General features: G+C 48.8%; 14 protein-coding genes. All 14 read right to left on the reverse strand.

The features are described from left to right. Positions 1 to 130 precede the first annotated feature (130 nt). The 14 genes from metK to BN3795_RS06170 all read right to left on the reverse strand — a co-directional run bounded on the left by metK (position 131) and on the right by BN3795_RS06170 (position 22273). Positions 131 to 1333 carry a methionine adenosyltransferase gene (gene metK / locus BN3795_RS06105; RefSeq protein ID WP_068783817.1) on the reverse strand — a complete coding sequence of 401 codons (1203 nt, stop codon included), beginning with the start codon at positions 1331 to 1333 and terminating at the stop codon, positions 131 to 133. Between the two features lie 175 nt (positions 1334 to 1508). Continuing rightward, positions 1509 to 1778, reverse strand: coding sequence for an alpha/beta-type small acid-soluble spore protein (locus BN3795_RS06110; protein WP_068783818.1), 270 nt, complete (start codon positions 1776 to 1778; stop codon positions 1509 to 1511). A 116-nt stretch (positions 1779 to 1894) separates the two neighbouring features. Beyond that, complete coding sequence (locus tag BN3795_RS06115; RefSeq protein WP_068783819.1) at positions 1895 to 2413, reverse strand: hypothetical protein; 519 nt, start codon at positions 2411 to 2413, stop codon at positions 1895 to 1897. Between the two features lie 107 nt (positions 2414 to 2520). Then, positions 2521 to 5058, reverse strand: a complete 2538-nt coding sequence (locus BN3795_RS06120; protein WP_068783820.1) for a hypothetical protein — start codon at positions 5056 to 5058, stop codon at positions 2521 to 2523. 693 nt (positions 5059 to 5751) lie between these two features. Next, a complete protein-coding gene (locus tag BN3795_RS06125; RefSeq protein ID WP_110945047.1) occupies positions 5752 to 8796 on the reverse strand; it encodes an S-layer homology domain-containing protein in 3045 nt (1014 codons plus the stop codon). 512 nt (positions 8797 to 9308) lie between these two features. After that, positions 9309 to 9650, reverse strand: a complete 342-nt coding sequence (locus BN3795_RS06130) for a hypothetical protein (protein ID WP_068783822.1) — start codon at positions 9648 to 9650, stop codon at positions 9309 to 9311. Between the two features lie 140 nt (positions 9651 to 9790). Continuing rightward, positions 9791 to 13744 carry an S-layer homology domain-containing protein gene (locus BN3795_RS06135; RefSeq protein ID WP_068783823.1) on the reverse strand — a complete coding sequence of 1318 codons (3954 nt, stop codon included), beginning with the start codon at positions 13742 to 13744 and terminating at the stop codon, positions 9791 to 9793. A 574-nt stretch (positions 13745 to 14318) separates the two neighbouring features. After that, positions 14319 to 15440 carry a glycosyltransferase family 4 protein gene (locus BN3795_RS06140; RefSeq protein WP_068783824.1) on the reverse strand — a complete coding sequence of 374 codons (1122 nt, stop codon included), beginning with the start codon at positions 15438 to 15440 and terminating at the stop codon, positions 14319 to 14321. A gap of 112 nt (positions 15441 to 15552) precedes the next feature. Next, complete coding sequence (locus tag BN3795_RS06145) at positions 15553 to 16314, reverse strand: WecB/TagA/CpsF family glycosyltransferase (protein WP_110945048.1); 762 nt, start codon at positions 16312 to 16314, stop codon at positions 15553 to 15555. Between the two features lie 14 nt (positions 16315 to 16328). Then, positions 16329 to 17477: a polysaccharide pyruvyl transferase CsaB gene (gene csaB, locus BN3795_RS06150; protein ID WP_068783826.1), complete on the reverse strand. Its 1149-nt coding sequence runs from the start codon at positions 17475 to 17477 to the stop codon at positions 16329 to 16331. Next, complete coding sequence (locus tag BN3795_RS06155) at positions 17450 to 19468, reverse strand: DUF5693 family protein (protein WP_068783827.1); 2019 nt, start codon at positions 19466 to 19468, stop codon at positions 17450 to 17452. Before BN3795_RS06155 ends, csaB begins: the two co-directional genes overlap by 28 nt. Before the next feature lie 71 nt (positions 19469 to 19539). Next, positions 19540 to 21258 (reverse strand): phospho-sugar mutase, encoded by a 1719-nt coding sequence (locus tag BN3795_RS06160; RefSeq protein WP_068783828.1) that lies wholly within the window; start codon positions 21256 to 21258, stop codon positions 19540 to 19542. A gap of 35 nt (positions 21259 to 21293) precedes the next feature. Then, positions 21294 to 21716 (reverse strand): 3-hydroxyacyl-ACP dehydratase FabZ, encoded by a 423-nt coding sequence (gene fabZ / locus BN3795_RS06165; protein ID WP_059041676.1) that lies wholly within the window; start codon positions 21714 to 21716, stop codon positions 21294 to 21296. A 356-nt stretch (positions 21717 to 22072) separates the two neighbouring features. Next, positions 22073 to 22273 carry a DNA-directed RNA polymerase subunit beta gene (locus tag BN3795_RS06170; protein ID WP_068783829.1) on the reverse strand — a complete coding sequence of 67 codons (201 nt, stop codon included), beginning with the start codon at positions 22271 to 22273 and terminating at the stop codon, positions 22073 to 22075. Between the last annotated feature and the right edge of the window lie 10 nt (positions 22274 to 22283).

A 22283-nucleotide genomic window follows, 5' to 3' on the forward strand; every position in this document is an offset into this window, starting at 1 on the left:
AAAGTAAAAATATAAGGTTCAAGACATACCTATAATTATTAACGGCAAAAGCTGCCACCAAGTTTAGAATCCAGGGAATAAAAAAAGATACCCGCTCAGAATTCTGAGACGAGTATCCTTGTCGTTAATATTACAATCCCGCTTGTGTCTTCAACGCTTCAGCCTTGTCCACTCTTTCCCAAGGCAAGTCGATGTCCGTACGGCCGAAATGCCCGTAAGCTGCGGTTTGCTGATAAATCGGACGGCGCAGATCCAACATCCGGATGATTCCCGCAGGGCGAAGGTCAAAGTTTTCGCGAACCAGCTCCACCAGCTTCTCTTCCGCGACTTTGCCGGTTCCATATGTATCCACATTGATGGATACCGGGTTCGCTACCCCGATAGCATACGCCAGTTGGATTTCCACTTTGTCGGCCAGCCCGGCTGCAACCAGATTCTTGGCCACGTAACGAGCAGCGTAGGCAGCAGAACGGTCCACCTTCGTCGGGTCCTTTCCTGAGAAAGCCCCCCCGCCATGACGGGCGTAACCGCCATACGTATCGACGATGATTTTCCGTCCGGTCAGTCCGGCATCCCCTTGAGGTCCGCCAATCACAAAACGGCCTGTCGGGTTAATAAAGTATTTCGTATCCCCGTCCAGCAACTCAGCCGGAACAACGGGGAGAATGACCTGTTCTTTAATATCCTTTTGGATTTGCTCCAACGTAATTTCCTCGGCATGCTGCGTAGATACAACAATCGTATCGACGCGTTTTGGCTTGCCGTCCATATATTCAATCGTCACCTGGGTCTTACCGTCGGGACGAAGATATTCCAGTGTTCCATCCTTGCGCACCTCGGACAGTCGGCGTGCGATGCGGTGCGATAAGGCAATCGGAAGCGGCATCAGTTCCGGCGTTTCATTCGTGGCAAACCCGAACATCAAGCCTTGGTCGCCAGCCCCGATATTTTCGGTTTCTTTATCGACCTGAGCCGGATCCCGATTTTCCAGAGCTGCGTTTACGCCTTGAGCAATGTCGGCCGACTGTTCGTTCAACGAAGTCAGCACCGCGCAGGTATTGTAGTCAAAACCATATTTGGCACGCGTATAACCGATCTCTTTGACCGTCTTGCGAACGATCGCCGGAATATCGACATACTCGGACTTTGTGCTGATCTCCCCAATCACAAGCACCAGTCCCGTGGCTACCGAAACTTCACAAGCAACCCGAGCGTAGGGGTCATTTGCCAAGAAGGCATCCAGCACCGCGTCGGAAATTTGGTCGCAAATTTTATCCGGGTGCCCTTCGGTCACGGACTCGGAAGTAAATAAGTGTCGCCCTTGTACGGACATAGATTCAACCTCCCATGGATAGTATGGCTACGGCCTGTCTATCCAATACAATATAAAGCCCACTCAAAAAATGAACCTTTCCCAAATCGGAAAAGGTTGGATTAACATCCTTAAAGGAAATAGTATCGCATTTGCCAAGTCATGTCAAAATAATTGATGACTTTTGTGGAATAATTTATAGGATAAAGTTCCGTTCTGCTTGGGCAACCAGGCGTTTCGTAATTTCTCCGCCAACGGAGCCATTTTCACGGGATGTCAGATGTCTCCAGCTTCCGCCGTTGCTTTGCCCGCCACCTAAAGCGCCAAGTTCACCGGCAAACTCCGTATCCGCCCCTCCGGATGCCCCATAACCTACAGGTAAACCAAACTCAGCGGCGATTTCGTATTTCCATTGCTGCAGGACCTGACGACTTTCCGGAACGATTTTACGGTTACTTCTTGCCATGATTCCAGCACCTCCTGAAAAAAGTTGGTTTCAAGAGATAGTATGGCATTCACCCTCTTGTCCTACGCTCAGGAATGTTTGTCTGTTCTGCCCAATCATGCCAATCCGCAAGCGAATTATTTAATCTGATATCCGCCCCGGACCATCACGGTTAAATTGTGCGTATTCCCGTCCTGCACTTGAATCCCCCGACCTTCTCTTGGAAAAGACAACAAATGGTTGTTGGCCACAGCGCCGCCGTTGGCAATATCCTTCCCGTCGGTGAGATCCGCAACCCCATTGGAGTCGGCGCTATAAATCACAGCTTTCCCGGAGCGAACGATAAACTCCGCCCCAGCAGCGGCAACGAGAATCTTCCCTGGCTTCACCTCAACGATTTTGATCCCCTCTTCGCTCGAACCACCGCCAGAACCGCCGGTTGAAGGCGTGCTTGGGGGACTTGGCGTGCTCGTGCCCCCACCGCCACCAATAGCCTGCTGGATCGCCTGATCGACATAACTCTTGGTAACCACTGGATCATCCGCCGTTCCCGGCGTCGTTCCCGCACCCTCCGCTTGCATATTCAACAACGAACCTGCCCAAACACTGCCGCCAACCAACACCACGGCCGTTGCAACCTTCCAACCCGTCTTCATGATGTTCCTCCTCTATGAGTCTCTTAATGTATATGATAGTGGTTTTTGTTGGCAGTAACAAGCAAAAACCCCTGCGAGGGGGCAGGGGTTTTTGAGATTGAATCTTGTTAATACTTATTTATATCGTTGTTATTGTATCCTCCAGCCTGCGTAGCAATCTTAGTTTTCACACCCTGATAGGAATCATAAAGTGAGAATTGGAAAGCTCCCGATCTGGCTGTAGCAAAAATAGGATCATTGATCACATAAGAGTAACTTTGGTTTCCACCTACCAAGAAGTCTTTCTCCAGCTCGATTTCCTTCTCGAATCTGGTGCCGCCGGATTCAACAACCTCCAGAACAAGCTTATGCTGAAACTCGCCCATTTCGAAAGTTAGATCACGCTTCAGATCGTATTTGAAATTGATTTGCAACCCTGATGCGCTTGTATGTCCCTCGAGATTCGATATACTTATGGTGTAAGGGAAAAGCTCTACATCTTTTAAGGAATCTTTAATGCTCCGGCTATCCAATTTCAGTTCCATTGCGTTTGCATTGACGTATCCTGTCGGCTTGCCTTCCGCATCCGTAAATTTATTTTCCGTAATACCTTCACCCACAACCAAGCTCCAGTTAGAAACAACGGTGCCTTTAGGTACTTTGGCCGAAAATGAAACGATAGAGGAAGCTGCTGGGCCAATTGTGTTCTTCACTTGGTTAACATCGGCTTTATAGTACTGTCCATCCTCTGTTTTGAAATAACCGATAAGCTGGGCCAAATTGCTTTGTTTATCTTCCAGATTTCTCATGATCAACTCGGTATAAATAATATCACTCGAACCTCCTTTATAGAGGTACGTTTTCCTACCCATCAGATCAGCCTTCTTACCTGCCGTATCAAGGTTATTGTATGACCCGTCAGCTATCGTTTTGAGTTCGCTAGTTCTTCCATAATTTGAGAACATAATCCAGTTGCTTGTTTTGTCTCCTGTCTTCCGTAGCAATTGAACCTGCATTTGCGAGAATTTCAAGCTTGACGGAACATTCGTGACAACGTACACACTCGCTTTTTCACCTGCACCAAGTACTTGAGTCGTATTACTGTTTACCACCTGGACCGTACTATTCACTGCAGTGGCATCCAACTTATATGCACCCGCAAATTCAGGTAATTTAGCTGCTTGAGTTCCTTTATTGGCGATTGTAATTTTGGTCGCTAAGAGATTGCCGTCATTCCATGGTAACGTCTGTACACTATCCAGAGTGATGCCATAAGTTCCATCGTTATTCTTAACGATTTTTTCTTGTCCTACAGCATGCTGCATTTCCGTGTATTCCGGCAACTGATAAGCCGCAACCGGATAACTGGTTCCGGAATTAACCGGTGTAGCTGCTGGATCGGTTGGAGTCTGGCCCGCTCCGGTTGCCGTTTTTAGGATCAAATCCATTTGATCGGCATTAGCAATCAGCGGTAAATTCCCATCCACCGATATAATTTGCTCATCCCCCGGCTCCAGAATCAGCCCATCCAGTCCACTAGCTGTTAAAGGATAAGATTTGGCGCCAACTTGAATGGCAAACGAATAATTAGGAAGAGTTACAGCCGTGTCTCCCTGATTGATAAATGAGAACTGGATCGATAAATCGCTCTTGCCAAAGCTTTGGTTGCGCGATACATTAACAATTTTAGTGGCAATACTGTTGTTTTCAACTTTCAACACTTTTTCTTTATTAGGTGCCGTTGTCGTGGTTTGACCGCTTTTCGTGCCCAACCCCAGCGTGGCTACTGGCAGGTCGCTCTTTGCCGTTTCATCGGCTTGCGTCAAGATCAATTGAAGCCCATTCAAATTTACACTTTTCGGTATTTTGGCCATGAGATTCAAGTTCTTGTTTTCTTGCGGCAAAATCGTGTAATTCGCACTTTGGGAATCTGCCGTTATCGCATATGGCGTTCCGCTGGCCGTTTGTGCCACAAACTTCAAATTAGCATTCTCGAGACTTTTAGTTCCGAGATTTTTCAAATTCAAAGCGACATTGACGTAATTATCGTTGCCCAGGCCAATAACACTGACCGAACTTACCTTTGCATTTACCATAAGATCGCTTAGGGTCAAATTCTTCGAACTGCCTACCGGAGTGGCAACTGCATAACCAGCAGGAATGCTGATGCTCCCCAGCACTTGTTCATAGCCACTTACTTGGAAATTCCATTTAACAATCTGGAAGTTCAAATCGCTATATTTAAGGCTCTTGGCAATTTTAGTGGTATATGTAACACTGACCGTTGATCCGGGAACCACTTTCTTCTTCTCTTTGTCTGCAGCGATGGCAGTGACGTTATAAACCGTACCCGACTTTGTTTTCACTTTCGTCCAGTAGTCAACCAGGGAAATACTTGCACTGCCGCTGTTTTGATAGGTCAGCGTATAGGTAAGAATACTGGATTCTCCCTGAGATAAAATATTCACATTGGTAAGTTTTACGCTGGTTTTAGAGGTAAGATTAACCCCTTTTAGTTGACTTAACGTTTTTACGGCAGCTTGTTTCTGCGTCTTCGTTGTCTTGGCCGGAGTCTTTGCAGCTGCAGCATCAACAGCCCCACCTGCGCTTTGGGCAACCAAAGCAGCAACAGCCAAAGACGCCACAACTAATTTTGCTCTACTCAAGTTCAAACCTCCTATTAAATAAAAGTCGTATATATTATATACGCACAAACTTAAAAAAAGTTTAAAAAAAGATTATGAACTGAGGATGAACTTAGTAAAGATAGCTGTCGGAATTCTCAGATTAAATCGCCACGGGTGTCAGTGATGCAAGAAACGACGCTATCAAATTGATTATAATAACTTTCTATCGGAACCTTACTCGATAGTCCCAACAATATCGATTGGTATAAATCACTAATTATACGAACGAAACATATTCCATACGAATAGAGTTAGCAAATTATTATTTAATTGCATATAGAACAAGTTCGCGTTGTAGAAAGTGAAGTTGTTGCAATTGATTAAAACAGGGCAAAACTTATATGGATTAAACTGATGGATGATAGTGAAATAGCCAGTTTAAAAAATCGAAGGGCAAGAAGAACATGAAGCTTAAAAGAGAGTCTTGACAGTCTTTTGACATCCGTGGTGCTGCTTACAATGTCGTCGACTGCACCTACTTCAGAAAACAAGAAAAACGAACTTCCGAGGTAAAGTCCGTACACGTAGGTGATGCAGAATTACAGTATCGCTCTAGCTTTTCTGGTTGTGTGATACGTTAAGATCGTGTCTCAAAGGGCAGTTTTTCCTTCAACTCTAATCCGGTTTAAAATGAAAAAGGGCCCAGATAAGGGCCCCTTCTCATTTTTTAGATTACTTTTCTCTGAGAGCATCTCCAAAGGTAGCACTGGTCTTGAAACCAGCATAGGCATTCTTACCATCAGTAATAGTACCAAGCGCTTTGTTTACATCTCCAAGAATTTCAATAGACAGCAACTGGTCTTTGTTAAACTTGAAGTCAGCAGGAATTACAAAATCCAATTTCAACGTGCTGCCATCACTCGTATTCACAGTTGCATTCAACAATTTACCATCCAGTTTCACTTCAACTGTTTTGGCAAGATACGTTGCATCAGAGGAAACAACAAGTACATCATCAGCAGTCAATGTAACTGTATAAGTTGCATCAGTTGCAGAGGTATCTTTAACTACATAGAAGCCTTCGCGGAACTCTGGTCTAATTTCATCAACCAAAGTGATATCTTTTTTAACTTCAATTGCGTATCCTTGAGCATCACTTGTAGCAGGGCTATCCACAATACTCAATACAGCACCTGTTGTTCCTGCCAAAGCCGGCAATTTATTATTGTCGTTAAACTTGAGAGTAAGCGTAAGCCCGTCGTTGCTCAACGATGCGCTATCAGGAATGAAAGTTCTGTCAGAGTTTTCGCCAAATGCTTTAGCGTAAATCTTATAGTCACTAGTGCTGTAATTTCTTATTTTGCCAGTGAATTTAACTTCCACTTCTGTACGGGATTTTGCTGTTGCTTCTTTCACAGCAATTTTGTCACTCAAATCAATTTCAGCCTTCAAATTGTAAAGGCCGTTTTCTTTCAACCAATTACCATCTGCATCTTGAATGTAAGAGGCAACAATATCACGAGGACCCGTTACTTTTCCGCCAGAAACATCCAGATTCAAAGATTCTTTAACATCCTTAGTCGTTTTGATACGAACGGTATCCCCGGATACTACATCAACATCAACATCTTTCAAAGTCTTTCCATTTACCAGGTATTTCTCTGCAAGGTCTGCTCTACCTTCGCCAGAAGTTTTCACGTTCACTCTGTATTGAACATACAGAATGCTTTCGTTTCCTTCTTGTTTAAACCAAGCACGAGAAATTGCTGCACCTACAGTTTGTTTTGCGTTAAATGTAGCTTTATAAGGAAGCATCGTATTAGCTACATAAGCAGTATCAACTACATTTGCAACTTCAATAGTGTAATCTGCATTATCAAGCTTTTTGTTCAGATCAACTGTAACTATGTTTTTGTTCTCGTCATAACGCGGGGCTTTGTAAGGATGTCCATCGCTATCCAACCCATCCCCTGTTACAAGATTACCTTCAGCGTTTCTAACTGTATAGTTAGATCTCTTTTCGGCAGATTCCTTAGAAACTTTTTTGCTGAATTGGATTTCCAGGTAATGATACCCATTGTCGTATTGTTTAACTTCAACCTTATCAACCGTTGGGCGCTCCGTATCCAATGTAGGGTTAACTTTAGCTTCACGGTTTGCTTTGTTGCCGCTGTAGTCAGTTACACCTTCAATGTATACAGTATTTTCACCCATAGACAGAGGCTGACTGAATTTCACAATCAACTTATTGTCTCTTTTCTCAACAGTTCCAACATTGCTGGAAACGCCATGATACACTTTGCTATAAGATTTAATCGATTCGTTAAACTCGATCTCAACCTCTTTCAAGTCGTTCGATTTGATCGAAGCAACTTCTGGTGCAGCCGTATCTTGTGCAATCGAGAAAGTGGATTCTACAGGAGCAATTTTCAGCCCAGAGAAATCACGGATGTTGCTAACAGTCAATTTGTGATCGCCAACCGGAAGACTGTAGTTAACAATCGCAACGTTTGGATAGGAGTATTCAACACTACCGCTTACCGATACTCCGTCAACTTTGTAGTTGCTGGAAGCATAAACATCGGATTTTTGAACCGGCTCGCTGAATACTACTTTGAACGCACTAGTTCCCAGACCTACTACTTCTTTAACTTCTGGAATTTGCACGTCAACCGGAGTAAACTTCACAGTTTGCTCGATGGTTTTGGTAGCATCTTCGTTCTTAACATTCTTAACTTTAATTTCAGTTTCTTTTTGGTTTGTCAGCGTGGAAGTCTCTTCCAAGAGAACAGTTGCAGTTTTCTTGTCGTCGGACAACTTAACGCTGTCAACCTTTTGATCCTTAACGTCGTAGTTCAATTTGTTTTCACCGGATTTTTTATCCACAGTGCCGTCAAATACAACTACAACTTCTTTAAGGTTCTTAGCAGAAACGGATTCTACCTTTTGAGCCACTGTAGTTACATAAGTCACTTTGTGAGTGTACTCTTTGTCTTTGTAAGTGAATTTGATTTCAGTTTCTTTGTTAGCTTCGAGAGCTTTTTCCAAAGCAACTTTTACAACTTCACCGTCAGACATTGTAACTTCAACGTTCTTAGGATCAACTACTTTGTAAGATTTAACAGTTGGAACTTGGTTAGCTTCGTAGATCGCGTAAGCTGCTACGACTGCTTGGGAACGAGTAGCTGCTGCTTGGTAGTTGATACCTTCAGGAATAAATCCTTTTTCAACAGCTGCTGCTACATAACCTTTAGCCCATGCGGATGCTGTGTTGTTAGCGTCAGCAGGAACTTCCAGTTTCAGAGCAGTTACCAGAACTTTAGCCAGTTCTTGTACAGTTACGTTGCCCGAAGGATCGAACAAACCTTTAACTGTGTCTTTACCTTGAAGAATACCAGCTTGAGTTGCAGATTCGATGAAAGGAGCAGCCCAGTGATTAGCGCTGTAACCTTTATCTTTGTAAGTTGCTACACCAGTTACTGGTTCCAGGCTCAAGGAATTAACGATGATTTTCGCGAGTTCAGCGCGAGTCAATGTTTTTTCCAAGTGGGACAGGCCGTCTGGGAAGCCATTTACGATACCTGCTTCTTTCAGAGCATTAAATTGTTGCTCTGGAGTCAGTTTGGCATCAGCACCGAATGCTACGGAAGCAAACATGGAGAATGCCATTGCTGTAGACAGAGCTACGGACAAAATTTTCTTCATAACCTTTTTTTCTCCTCCTTGATTAACTATCACATGAGAATTTTCTTTAAATGAATAGCTCGCATTACTCATTAGCCATTGCACCCCCTTTCTAGAGCTTGAGCAAGTTTCCTATAAATTAGGTCTGCAGCGAAACTGCAGAAACTTGTAACCTTTATTCATTTGATAGAATGTAGAAATAGACTAGTTTCCTAATCCTACCTAAACATTATACAATGGGTCCCTGAAGCCGTAAAGCTAATTTTTCTAATAGATAGACAAGTTTCCCTATGAGGAAGTCGTTGCCATGTCTAAATTGGTCGCCATTGTCAATGCTCTACATCTTAAACGCAGCAGGATTCAAAAAGTTGCGGGGGTTTTAAAAAAAATTGCGAGATTGTAACTTTTTCTAAGATTCCCCTCAGTTACGCCTTTTTAACTCCCTTGCCGCCTGACGGAAATTAGTATATCATGCCGGAATATGTCAGTCATTAAGCAACTTTTCCCATTTTCGCGCTATCTCCATTGTATGTGCGCACACGACAAATAAGACGTCCAAATTGGGACGCCTTATGGGTAAATCTCGTACCAAAAGGCTGCCGAGTTTATCTTACTCTCATGGCCAGTTGGATAATACGAGCCCGCATTTGCGGATCGGTATTCAGTTTCTCATACATCTCATCGATCGCTTGCTTATTGTCTTTGTATGTCTTCTCATGCTTCATAGTGATATGAGACCACTCGATCAATTCGTTCTCGGCTGCACGCAGCTCGGTGAATGCATCATGAAAGCCGGTTTCGATAACGAGTCCTTCCATGACCTCCTGGGTTACTTCTTGCAGCTTGGCAGTTTCTTCAATGCGCTTCTCCAATACTTTGGATTTATCCTCAAATTTGCGCTTCGCTTTGGAATAACCCAACTGCGGTTTAGATAGAATCGGTTTCATCTGTTCAAGTTCACCCTTTTGCGTATTGTCTATTACTCTGCCTATTTTAACTTAAAGCTCATGAAATTACAAAAAGATGTAATTGGAAAAAAAGAAGCGGCCTTGGTTCACCTTGGCCGCCTTCAATAATTGAGAGCATATTAACTTAGGTTTTTAGGGAAGATCTTCGAGCTCTTCTTAAGGAGCTCCACCGCAACTTTCCCGGCTTCAGCTCTCGTCATGTTGTTTTTCGGATTGAAGTTGATTGAAGCTTTCTTGCTGCCCGCCGTCGTGACGCTTTGCCCATCCATGATTTTGGCTTTATACACAGCTTGTACAGCCGGACGTGCATACGGGTCAATTCTTCCGGAATCCAGGAATTGCTTCGCCAACGTTGCACTCAACTTGCTATCATTAGCTGCAAGCTTCAGCTTAAGAGCGCGGGAAATCATCATGGCCGCCTGTTCTCGGGTGACAGGTTCCTCCACCCCAAAGTATCCTTCGGTAATCCCGGTAATAATACCTGCGCGGGAGGCCGTTTCAATATACTTGAACTCCCAGGTATCGGTTTTGGCTTTTGGCACAACGTCAAAATAGGTCTGTACCTTATCATCGTAGTTCAACGGAATATTGAGACCTTTGACGAGCAATGTGGCAAACTCCCCACGAGTCGTCAGATCATCGGCTCCGAACGTATTCGGCTGCAGATTCGCCATAATTCCTTTGGAATACAAAGCATTCAGAATATTACGTGCCCATGGATGATTCGTAATATCGCTGAATCCGCGGCTTTGCTTCATCACGACATAATAGCCGAAATCATCAAAAGGTACGGTGATAGTATTGTTTTTGGTATCGACAGCTCCGCCGATATTCTCCCACTCCGAATTTTCCGTGAATCGGAACACCGCTACCGTAGTCCCGGCCTCATCCACAACGCTCTTGTTAAAGGCAAGCTTCAACGTCCCCCGCTGTGAAGGCACCAGCTTTCTTTCCGGTTCCCGGAGCAAGAGATCCCGGAAGTTCTGCGAATCGGAATACTGCGGCAAAATCGAATACGGCGGCAATCCATTGGTTGCCGGTTTGTACGTATCTCCGCTTCCATACTCGCCGTACCCGCCGTTAATCCAATAAACATCGGAGACTCTTGTGAAATTGCTCGTTTTGGCGGTCGAGTTAAACAGCTCGGACAAATCCTCCGGCAAAATAAGCGTTCCAAGACCATTAGGTGTTCTCTCGTCTTTGTCGATATTGAAGAAATTGCCGTAATCGTTGCGACGTTCCAAGATTCCGTTCTTAGGATCCGCGATCCCAAACAACAATTTGTTGTCCGGATAAAACTTGGTTACGCTACCTTCAGGCACATTAGCCGTCTTCAACACGGTACCTTTAGGGAAGTTCAACTCCAGAGACTTATTGAACGCCGAATACTTCGTTGCCGTTTTCTCCGTCATATACTGCGAATCCACAGCAACCGCGCTGGTGTAATAAACCTCAAGAGTATCGTTCAGCGTCTCGGTTCCCCGTACGATTTGAATTTTGATTTTCGTTGCCTTATCCGGCTTAAGTCCAACGTAATCATAGATAAATCTTGCCGGTGCATTCTCAGGCAGGTCCGTACGACGGATGGCTTTCCCTTTATCAATAATGACTTCAGTTGCGCCTTCGGCCTCAATGTCGAACCGCACAAAGTTTTTGTTCACGATAATCTGATCCCCTACCGTAGGAACGGGGGACAAGATCCGGTAGGGCGCCAGAACACGGGAAATCTCCAGTCTTTGCGAAGTACGGGCTCCCGTAGTATTGATGAGCTCCAGGTTGTATACCTGACTCCCCAGCGAATCCAACGCGATGTTTTTAATTCTTAATACAAACTTCCCGTTAAATACCGCCAAATCATAACTCAAACCCGATTTTGTGGTTCCTTGAGTAATTTGCGTATCTGACATCGCTGTGGTCGTAAAATCCACACCATTCGCATCTTCTTGCGAAGAAAAGATGCTCTCTGACCCACGCATCAAGTTAACAATTCGGGCTCCCGCCCCCTGAATGATCAAATCATAGTTCTGGGCGCTCGTTTCATAAATCTCTCCAGTGAGTTTAAACTCAGACGAGCCCGCAAGGATTTGGGTCAACTGGGTATTGGCACCGCTGGTATCATTCAGTTTCAGGCCGGTAAAATTAACCGCTGGGTCGAAAATCTTCGGACGGAATACGGTGATGTTCGAGACGTTGGTATCCAGAATGTACAATCTTAACTCTTTAACAACCGTTCTGGAATTCCCTTTGCCGTCCATGGATACTCCGCTGAACTTAATCCGGTTCTCCCCATAGTATAACGGGCCGGCGATATCAATCGGCAAACTAATCTTAAACTCAGGCGCAGCCGTTGTCGGATTAAAAGTGATCGCTGGCGTTAGTTTGTCATTCGATACCCCGTTCACAAAAAACTGCGGGTTCGACAAGTTCTCAAAATCGCGATATTCCCCGTTGATATCCACGTATAGGTTCGATTGGCTTGAGTCAACCGAAATGGTCTGGCCATCGTACAAACCTTCAACATAAATGTAGTTTTTCGTAGCGTACGTTATGGTTGCGGATTTCGAAGCACTGGAGGTTCCAATGCTAAATTTGACTTGCTGCGTACCGCTGGAAAAACCGGTGATTTGGAATACATGCTGAGTCGCTGTCCCCGAAGTGATTGGGGTAATTGTCGGTCCAGTAGTCCCTTTCGGTAAGTAGACCGCTTTTAGATCGCTGCTATTAAAGGCTTGGTCTGCCGTCACCAAGATATAAAAAGTATCTTTGTCGGCTTGAGTCCCGTCCAAATCCGGAAGATCATTAATATTGGCAGGCGGAGTTGAATTGTCCTTCATATATTTCAATCCGGTAACGCCAATCTCGCCCGGAAGAAACTTAAAGTTGATATTCACTGAGGTCGAATAAGTACCATCGTATTGGACACTCAAATTAAATTTCTGGTCTCCGCTTCCAAAAGAAAACGGAACGCTGACCTCAACCAATCTGTACGCACGGGACACCCCGTCCGGCGCCGGAATCTCTGTTTCGGTCGCTGTAAAAGTCGTGATCGGCGGGTTGGTCGTGTTTAAGGAATCTGTCAGCGTAACACTGCCTTTTCCGGTACCCTGGGAGGCACCGAATGCATTCCCCGTGTCATTTAACAACATCGAGAACTTCAACGTTCCGGAAACCGGCAGGGTTACCGTAGTGGCTTCCGTAATGGTTGCTACTTTGTTATACACATCATAGTCCGCCCCGTTATACTGGACGGCAATCAAGTCAAACGGCTTTGTTTTGTCAAAGTAATAAACGGAGCGTTCAATCGCAACCGAATCGGCGCCGCTTTTGACGGTAATCGTAATTTTGTTAAGCCCCGGTTTCAAGTTCAGGGCAGGCGAGAAGAATTTGCCGGTTTGCGTCAAGGTTGTGACTAATCCTGTGCCCCCATTAACGCTTACGGTTACTTCCGTCGCGTTCTTCACTTCACCGGAGATCGAGACGTTGTCCTTATCCGCAACAACCTCCGAACCTTCATTCAAGTAAATGGTTCCATAGCTGGATCCCAGCAATTTCAAATCCTGCACATAAGGAACTTGATCAAAGAGAGCGTAGAAGGTTGATTCGCGTGTCATCCCGTTTTGGGAACCGGATAACGTAATTCGGTTAAACCCTGGGAATAACGGCAAGTTGGTGACTTTGAACTTATCTTGAAAAGAGGAAGAGGTATCTCTGGAGATATTGCCGTTCTTGAATTGGCTGCTGTCCAGTTCCCAGATCCCCTCACCCGTAGCCTGATTTGTAACTTTAAAGGTCAGACGTTCAACCTTGACCTTCAAGGAATCCTCGGTAACCTGCGAATAGGTACCTGAGAACGTAAGCGTAGGAATCGTTGTCGTATACATCCGACTGTCCCGCGCGACTTGGTCGGCGCCGGGAGTAAGGGTTAATGTCGTGGTATTTCTCAGCGTCAAGTCATCCGGGATGAAGTAGTTGCCCTGAGCAGCACTGGCCCTAGGAACAAACCCGGATGGCAACAATGTGATGATTAATGCGGCGAGCATCAACCAAATGAAGGGCTTCTTCAAGCGTTGCATGGATTTATCTCTCCTTTGTTGTGTAGTGTGTGTTGATGTCCCCGTCGAAGAGTTCGGCAGGGACTACCCATAAGCGTCACTAACATATGTTATCGGTCAAAAGTTGGAAGGATTTTAGGAAAACATGAAGAAGAATCCAAATGAAATTCTCGCGAGGCAAAAAAACGCCGTTCTGGCGGGGATGCCGCATTACTTACTAGCGCTAACGGATTGAAATGACCTTATTCGCTCATTTCCCGAGCCTTTCCCGTCCTAACGGACTCCAGAGACCTTATGGGGCTCCGGCCAACGCGGAATCACCCAATCTGGGCGAAATAAGGTCGCCTCGATCCGTTAGAATCCACGCATGAGCAAATCCCGGCAAATAACGTCTCTGGTATCCGTTAGAACTAGATACAGCTTAGGTACCTTTGGAACGCAGCGAACAGGCGAGGTGAGCTTACACAAAAACAACCCCTGTGGCTATCCCAAGCCAACAGGGGTTGTCCATTCAACAAGTCAAGAAATGCATAATCGACCTGCATTTAGAGATGCTATAATTTCGTACTGTGCTGTGCTGGTTCCTTGCTCCTTATTACTTCGTGCTGCGCTCTGCGCCGGCTTTCATGCGCAGGCGGGCGAGAAGATCGAGCACGGGGCGCTTCGTCTTACCGATCAGGCCGATGACCTCGGCGCCGATTTGCAGGAAGAAGACCATCACGCAGATGACAACGAACGTCACCCAGTTGGCGTTGTACATCGCCGCCGACGATTGAATGACGGCCAGCACGCCAAAGAAGGCGGCAATGCCGTAAATGATCAGCACCGTCTGGCGGTGGCTGAATCCGAGCTCGCGCAGGCAATGGTGCAGGTGACCCTTGTCCGGCGAGAAGATCGGCTTCTTCTGCATCCAGCGGCGCACGATAGCGAACATCGTGTCCGAGAGCGGCACGCCGATCAGGATCAACGGCGTCAGGAATGACACGATCGCAATCTGCTTGAAGCCCAGCAGCGACAGCAGCGCCAAGCTGAAGCCCAGGAACAGGGCGCCCGAGTCGCCCATGAAGATTTTGGCCGGGTGAAAATTGAAGTACAGAAATCCGATAATGCTGCCCAGGAGCAGCAGACAGAGCAGCGCCACCATCACGTTGCCCATCAGGAACGCCATGACGGCGATCGTCCCGATTGCGATAGCGGAGACGCCAGCAGCCAGTCCGTCCAATCCGTCGATCAGATTAATGGCGTTCGTTACGCCAACAATCCACAGGATGGTGAACGGAATCGACACCCAGGTCTCAACTGCAGCATAGGTATGGAACGGGATATTTGCAAATTCAATACGGATATCGAACACGAAGACGACCACGCAAGCCGTCGCGATTTGAATGACAAATTTCAATTTAGCCGGCAAATCGAAGCGATCGTCAAACGCCCCCAGCAGCACGGTGATTGTACCGCCGACCAGGAAAGCCTTGATGAAATTCACTTCGCGCACCGAGAAGGTATCCGGAAGGAACGGGAGAAGCAGAAAAAACGCGATGACAAATGATAAGAAAATCCCCAAACCACCGAGTCTCGGCATAATTCTTGTATGCACTTTGCGCGCATTGGGTACGTCCACGGCGCCGACCTTAAAAGCGAACTTCTTCACGAGCGGCGTTAGGCCCAAAGCCAAGCCAAGTGAAACGATAAACCCGATGATGTAAATCATCAACATTAAATTTCGACCTCCAATTGTTCTGCACCGGAATGATTATACTCCGAATAAGGAGAAACACCAACCCCGTATTTGTGCAAAAAACCGCAGTTATTCATGGAAATCGAGACTTTTAGCCCATTTTCGTTAGGTTTTCTTTCTCCCTCAGCACGCGTACGGCGAATTTCGGCAACGCCAGCATTCTGCGGTAGCGGGTTGGCTCCTTCAGCAACCGGTACAGCCATTCCAGCCGAAGCTTCCGGAAAGCCATGGGAGCTCGTTTGGTGCGCCCGGAAATGACGTCAAAGCTGCCGCCGACCCCCATCATGACGGGAACGCGGAGGACATCTTTGTATTTGGCGATCCAAGGTTCCTGCGTATCCGCCCCCCGGGCGACAAACAGCAAGTCGGGCGCGGCTTTCACGATCTCATCAAGGACATCCGGGTCCTGATCGGGTCCAAAATAACCGTCGCGATAGCCTGCGATCGTCGTTCCGGGATATTGCAGCGCCAATCGGCGGGCGGTCTCCTTTACCACATCCGGCGCGGAGCCGAGCAGATACACCTTCCAGCCCATGCGTTCCCCTTGCTTCATCAATTCGTGCAGTAGCTCGTAGCCGGGAACACGTTCCGTTACGGGATCGCCGCCTTTTTGCGCGGCCCAGACCAGACCGGTTCCGTCCGGCACGATCAATTCGGCCGTTTGCATCATCGCCTTGTATTCCGGGTTCTCGATCGCTGCCATCATCATAATCGGATTCGCCGTAATCACATGATGCGGCGTCTTGGCCGCAACCGCGCTCGTCAAATGGGCAACGACCTCCTTCATTCCCCATTTGCATACGGGAACACCAAATACCGAAACCGTAGGGATCCCTTCCTTGATCTTGGTCATCACCTGTTCACCCATCACTTTCGTAAAAATTCAACGATCCGCCGCGCGGGCACCCGTGCTTCCCGCTTCAATTCAGCGATTTGCGCGGCGTGGCTCTTGCGCCATGTCCCGGCTTCCTGCAGGAGGCGCTCCCCTTCCGCGGCCAGAATCCGCGGATCCAGCTCCTCCGCGGTCCCGACCGGGACGCTTCCGATGCGACCGAGGAAATGGTCGATCTTCGGGTCATACGAGACGCCGAGCAGCGGGACGTTCTGCGAGGCGGCGTAGATCAAGCTGTGCAGCCGCATGCCGACCAGCAGGCTGCACCGGCTGACCTCCCGCAGCATATCCTGCGGGTGCTCCGTCTCTGGCGCAATGCTCACGGTGCATCCGCGTTCCGCCACATTTCCCAGCCGTTCCATCACGAAGCGCGAAGCTTCGTCGTCGCCGGGGAAATGAAAAGGCAGGAAGCGAAGATGCACCGGCTTGCGGCGGCAGAGCAGCGAGAGCCCCTCGGCCAGCTGCGTCAGCTCGGTTCGCGCTTCGTTCCAGAAGCGAACCGAGACGCCAACCACCGGCAGTTCCGAGGTGGACTCGCTTGAATCGCCGCCGTACTCTTCCGACCCGGGAGCGTCGTCTACCCGTAGCGTCAGTCCCATCACCGGATCGGGCACGACCTGAACGGCATCCTTGCCGCGAAGTCCCATCTCCCGCAGCAAGCCGGCCGATTCCGTGTCGCGAACGGAAATATAGTCGCAGCGCCGGAACACCGAAGCGATCAGCGGCCGGAACAGCTTGCGGTTCACCGGTCCGATGCCTTGGGCGTAGACGAAGGTGGGCTTGCCGAGCCATTGCGCCAGCTTCATTACGCCCAGATAATACGGAATCGACTTGATCCCCGTAGCATCCTGCAGCAGACTGCCACCTCCGCTGATCAACCCGTCGCTGCTCTTTATAGCCTTCCTTACCTCGCCAAGTTTCATCCGGTGGACGGATTCCACACCATACGTCCGACTCGTCCATTCGGGATCGATCGACAGGACGACCGGTTTAATATCCACGCCGGTGGTCAGCCCTTCCTCCTCCAAAGCCAGCAGGATGGACTGCAGCACCGCTTCGTCTCCGCTGTTGCGGAAGCCGTAATACCCCGACAGAACTAATGTTTTAGGAGTCGTGGCGACCATTTATCCCAGCACCTTTCAATGATTTGCCATACCAGGACGGCAATCAAACCAATCACGAGACCCAGGCCGAGACCCAGAACGTCACGGATCAGCGAAAGCACCGCAGGGGTATGAAGATGTGCAAACGTATCAACCATCGATAACTGCCCCATCACCGCGATAATCATGGCGAACATTGCCCAGCGATAACGGAACGCCGCGAACAGTCCGACGATAAACAGCGGATGCGCCAACAAAAATTCCTTATTCCGCGGCCGTACGCCAAATGTGTTCTCCAGGAAGGAACGGAAAGCCGCTTCGCCCGGCAGCGGCGTGCCCGCATTGCCGGTCCGGGACAGGTAATACAAGGCTGCAATCCCCAGCACTGCAGCGACAGCGACCCAAAGCACCGTGATCGGCATGCGCAGCCATCTTTGCAGCTCTTCCCAAACCGAGTTGCCCCGGTACAGGAAGACATAGATCGCAATCAGCAAAATCGGTGCCAGATGCAGCAAGCTTACGCCGCGGAATTGATTCAGCACCAAGTTGTACGTAATGTTATTCAAGAGCGCGATGACGAACGGCACGGCCAGCAGAGACAGCAGCGATGTTTTGATAAACAACACGATCGTATGCGTCAAGCGGCGTCCGTTCGACAGATTCGGATGCTTCTCCTGCAGCTCCTGCACTTTGCGAATCGCCAACACCATGGCGATCGTCGGCGCACTAATGGCTACGAACAAGGCCAAAGCTTGCTCGAACAATACCGGCTTCAGCACATATAGTCCGGCAGAACCAACCAAGCCGAGAACACAAGCCGCCAGCGTCAGTGAAGGCAGGAAGCAGGAAATCAGCAGCGCCACCAGCGCCACGCCTCCAAGCACGACCAGCGCCTTAAGGTATTTCTGCCAGCCGGCATCGTGAATGGTAAAGGCTTCGGCTTGCCCCAGCTCGAACCCGTTGTTCTCGATGCGCTCGATCGCATTCCCCGGAGCTTGCAGCGAACCGATCAGGTTGTCGATGGGATTCGTGATCGAGGCTTTCGCCAAATCCTTGGAAGCCGAGGCGTTGAGATACACCATGCGGATATTGCGGTCTTTGGTGGCCAGCACGAACCGGTCGGCTAAGGTTGCTTTCTCCTGGGAAGCTTCCGTATCGGCCAGAGAATGCAGGCGCACCACGTTATAGTCGATCAAGTAGGCTAACTTATTGAGGCCCTTTTGCGGAGCCTTCAGGTTCTCGATGGCCGCGATGCCGATGCCATGCTTCTTCAGCAGCTCGGCAAAGCCTTGCAGGCTGTTCTTCGAGTCATTTTCGTTAAAGCCTTTCACCGCTTCGCCGTCAAACAGAATTCGGTTAACCCCATTCTCGGCAAAAAAGGCCAGCTGCTGGTCCACCTCCTCCTGATCATAAGGGATATTGTCCGAAAGGCGCGGCAAAATCGTAAAGCCCTTCTCCCGCAGCAGGTTAAAAGCAATCGGGTCCAGCGGCAGCGGCTTCATCACCGCTTCCTCCATGCCCATGCCGATCACCAGACCGCCGTGATCCTGATAACGCCAGTTCGTCACCGGCACATCCAGCTTGCGGAACGATGCCTCAATCATCGGTTTTAACTGTGCTTCGATGTCCGCATTCATAAACGCCAGATACGTATAATTGCCGTTCTCCGTAATCACGGCTCCGTTCAGCTTTGCAGCCTCCACTGAACTAAACACCATAATCCGACGCGCCTTCGACAATTCATCCAGCGTGCTTTCAAACATCGCCATCGTGCCCACGCCAGCTTCCTTCAGCCGGTCGAGCTGATCGTCCAGATAAGCCTGCGGATTCGCTTGATACGAAGCGATATCCAGCAACCCTCGATAATTAAAGACGAACTCCACCTTGTTCGCGGAGGATTCCGTTTGAACCCGCTGCGCGATTACCGGCACGGATGCCAGAATTCCGACAATGACCAACACCCACAACCATTTGCGGGAAGCGTTATTCCACCGCTGCCAACTTCGAATCACTAAGGTACCTCCTCAAAAATGCATCAATCCACATCTGTTTTTTGTTTCCCCATGCGGGCTTACCGTTACAACTACTTATCCACCCGTGCAAGCACATCGTCCTGAATCCGAGCCAATCGGGACTTGGCGTCTTCCGCGGAAGTGCCGCAAACGCCGAAATAGAACTTGATCTTCGGCTCCGTGCCCGAAGGGCGCAGACAAAACCACGAGCCGTCCTCCAGCAAAAACTTCAAGACGTTCTCCTTCGGCAACCCGTCGAGGCCCAGCGAGTAATCCAGCACCTCGGATACGCGTACGCCCCCGACCTCTTGCGGCGGATGACTGCGGAACGCTTCCATCAATGCGCCGATTTGGGCCAGGCCGTCCTTCCCCTTCAATGTCCGGGAAGCCAACGTTTCACGATAGTAGCCGAACTGTTGATAAAGCTCCTCCAGCACATCGATCAACGTCTTGCCTTGGCGTTTATAATAAGCCGCCGCCTCACAGATCAGCGTCGAGGCTACAACGGCATCTTTGTCGCGCGCATAATTCCCCGCCAGATATCCGTAGCTTTCCTCATAACCGAATAAATAAGTATAATCGCCGGAAGCTTCAAACTCATTCATCTTCTCGCCGATATATTTGAAGCCGGTTAACGTGTTAAACACTGTCGCCCCGTAGTGACGCGCGATGGTTGCGCCAAATTCGCTGGTTACGATCGTCTTGACGACCGCGCCGTTGTCCGGAAACGCTCCTCTGTCCTTCAATTGGCTCAATACATAATGAACGAGTAAGGAGCCCGATTGGTTACCGGTAAGGATTTCATATTCCCCATCCCGGTTCCGCACGACCGCCCCCATCCGGTCCGCATCGGGGTCCGTGCCGATCAGCAGGTCCGCGCCGACTTGCTTGCCCAGCTCAATCGCCATCGTGAACGCTTCCCGTTCTTCCGGATTCGGCGACTTCACCGTTGGAAAATCACCGTCCGGCAATTCCTGTTCCTTCACGATATGGACCTGAGTGAACCCGATCTTCTCCAAAGCGCGGCGAACGGGAAGGTTCCCCGTACCATGCAGCGGGGTAAAGACAACGACCAGATCCTTGGCTGCGCCAGCTGCCATCAGCTCGCGATTCACGCTGGTATTCGCCACCGTATCCGCAAACGCTTCGTCCTCAGCGGCGCCAAGCCAGACGAGCAGCCCTTTCGCTTCCGCTTCCTGCTGGCTTAACCGCTGAATTTGCGCGAAGGAGTCGATATTTTGAATGCGGGCAATGACCTGTTCGGCTTCATGCGGAACAAGCTGACCCCCCGTCGAATTGTAGACCTTGTAACCGTTATACTCCGGCGGATTGTGGCTCGCGGTAACAACGATGCCCCCGGTCGCTTGCTGAGCGCGCACAGAATAAGATAACTGCGGCGTTGGACGAAGCGATGGGAACAACTTGGCGACGATGCCGTTGCCGGCGAGCACCAATGCGGCCTCAAGCGCAAATTCCGGCGAGAAGTGGCGGCAGTCATGGGCAATCACAACCGAAGGCGCCCCGGCTTGGCCGGCATGCGCTTCCAGAATATATTCGGCGAACCCTTGAGAAGCACGGGCGACCGTATAGCGGTTCATCCGGTTGCTCCCGGCACCGATCACCCCGCGCAAACCGCCGGTACCGAATTCCAGATCCCGGTAGAAGCGATCCTCGAGCTCAGCCGGGTTATTTTGCAAATCGCGCAATTCCTGCTTGGTGGTTTCATCAATCGTGGGATCCTGCAGCCAGCTATCCAGCTTCTCTCTTACAGACTTGCTGATTTCCGTCATGGTTGTTTCTCCTCCTTAGTGATCTCCCCCGCCGTTTAAGACAAGGCGAACATGATGTCTCCCTCGGCAACGATCTTATCGTCCACCTTCGCAATCGCATGGCCTTTGCCGATAGAACCCTTCATGCGGGTAATTTCAACCTCCAGTCGAAGCGTATCCCCTGGAACGACTTGTCCGCGGAAACGGAACTCATCCAATCCGGCCAAGAAGCCGATTTTACCGCGGTTTGCTTCTACATTCAGGATCGCCACAGCCCCAACCTGCGCCAAGGCCTCGGTAATCAGCACCCCCGGCATAACCGGATAACCGGGGAAATGCCCCGTGAAGAAAGGTTCATTAATCGTCACGTTCTTGATGCCGACGGCGCGTTTGCCTTCCTCAAGCTCGATAATGCGGTCTACCAGCAAAAATGGAGGACGGTGCGGAAGAATCTCTTGAATCTCGTTCGTATTTAACATATGTAATCTCCTTTCCAATTAGCGGATAGGCGGCCGCCCCTGCGCAGTCCCCTCAAAAACTGAATAAAAGCGCAGGCATCCGGTCACACTGTAGTTATCCTTCGCCTCTGCAGAAGCGAAGGTTAAGATAAGGGGCTTATCCGCAATCGACCTCTCGGTCGGTTACGGATAAAGCCCTTTTGACTTGCGAATGCCGTAGAGTCCCCCATCATTATACATTTTTCGCCTACAAAAAGAAAACTCCCGTCAGCCGAGAGTTTGTGGACAATTCTGTTAAATTCAATCTGTTTCTTCTATTATATATACGTTTATATATGCGTTCTGTACGCATGAATTGAAACATCCGTTGCTTCCTGTTACGAAGCAAAGACCAAATCGAATACATGCCGCCACGTTGACCAGTTCCAAATATCCGACGCACTCTGTTTGCCGAATACAACATAACCTACGACGGTACCTGCTGCCAGAGCTGCAACGAGTACGAGCAGCACGAGCACGATGCGCAAGATCACGATCCAGGCGGGCCGCTTTGCAACCGGTTGATTGTCTTCACTCATGAAGCTTCCC

The organism is Paenibacillus phocaeensis (genome assembly GCF_900021165.1).
In the GTDB taxonomy this organism is placed as follows: domain Bacteria; phylum Bacillota; class Bacilli; order Paenibacillales; family Paenibacillaceae; genus Fontibacillus; species Fontibacillus phocaensis.

Coding starts and splice junctions, on each gene's coding strand:
- BN3795_RS06140 (WP_068783824.1), bottom strand. CDS start 15,440: ATGTTGATGATTTACATCATCGGGTTTATCGTTTCACTTGGCTTGGCT.
- BN3795_RS06110 (WP_068783818.1), bottom strand. CDS start 1,778: ATGGCAAGAAGTAACCGTAAAATCGTTCCGGAAAGTCGTCAGGTCCTG.
- BN3795_RS06125 (WP_110945047.1), bottom strand. CDS start 8,796: ATGAGTAATGCGAGCTATTCATTTAAAGAAAATTCTCATGTGATAGTT.
- BN3795_RS06115 (WP_068783819.1), bottom strand. CDS start 2,413: ATGAAGACGGGTTGGAAGGTTGCAACGGCCGTGGTGTTGGTTGGCGGC.
- BN3795_RS06170 (WP_068783829.1), bottom strand. CDS start 22,273: ATGAGTGAAGACAATCAACCGGTTGCAAAGCGGCCCGCCTGGATCGTG.
- BN3795_RS06130 (WP_068783822.1), bottom strand. CDS start 9,650: ATGAAACCGATTCTATCTAAACCGCAGTTGGGTTATTCCAAAGCGAAG.
- metK (WP_068783817.1), bottom strand. CDS start 1,333: ATGTCCGTACAAGGGCGACACTTATTTACTTCCGAGTCCGTGACCGAA.
- BN3795_RS06160 (WP_068783828.1), bottom strand. CDS start 21,258: ATGACGGAAATCAGCAAGTCTGTAAGAGAGAAGCTGGATAGCTGGCTG.
- fabZ (WP_059041676.1), bottom strand. CDS start 21,716: ATGTTAAATACGAACGAGATTCAAGAGATTCTTCCGCACCGTCCTCCA.
- BN3795_RS06135 (WP_068783823.1), bottom strand. CDS start 13,744: ATGCAACGCTTGAAGAAGCCCTTCATTTGGTTGATGCTCGCCGCATTA.
- csaB (WP_068783826.1), bottom strand. CDS start 17,477: ATGGTCGCCACGACTCCTAAAACATTAGTTCTGTCGGGGTATTACGGC.
- BN3795_RS06145 (WP_110945048.1), bottom strand. CDS start 16,314: ATGACCAAGATCAAGGAAGGGATCCCTACGGTTTCGGTATTTGGTGTT.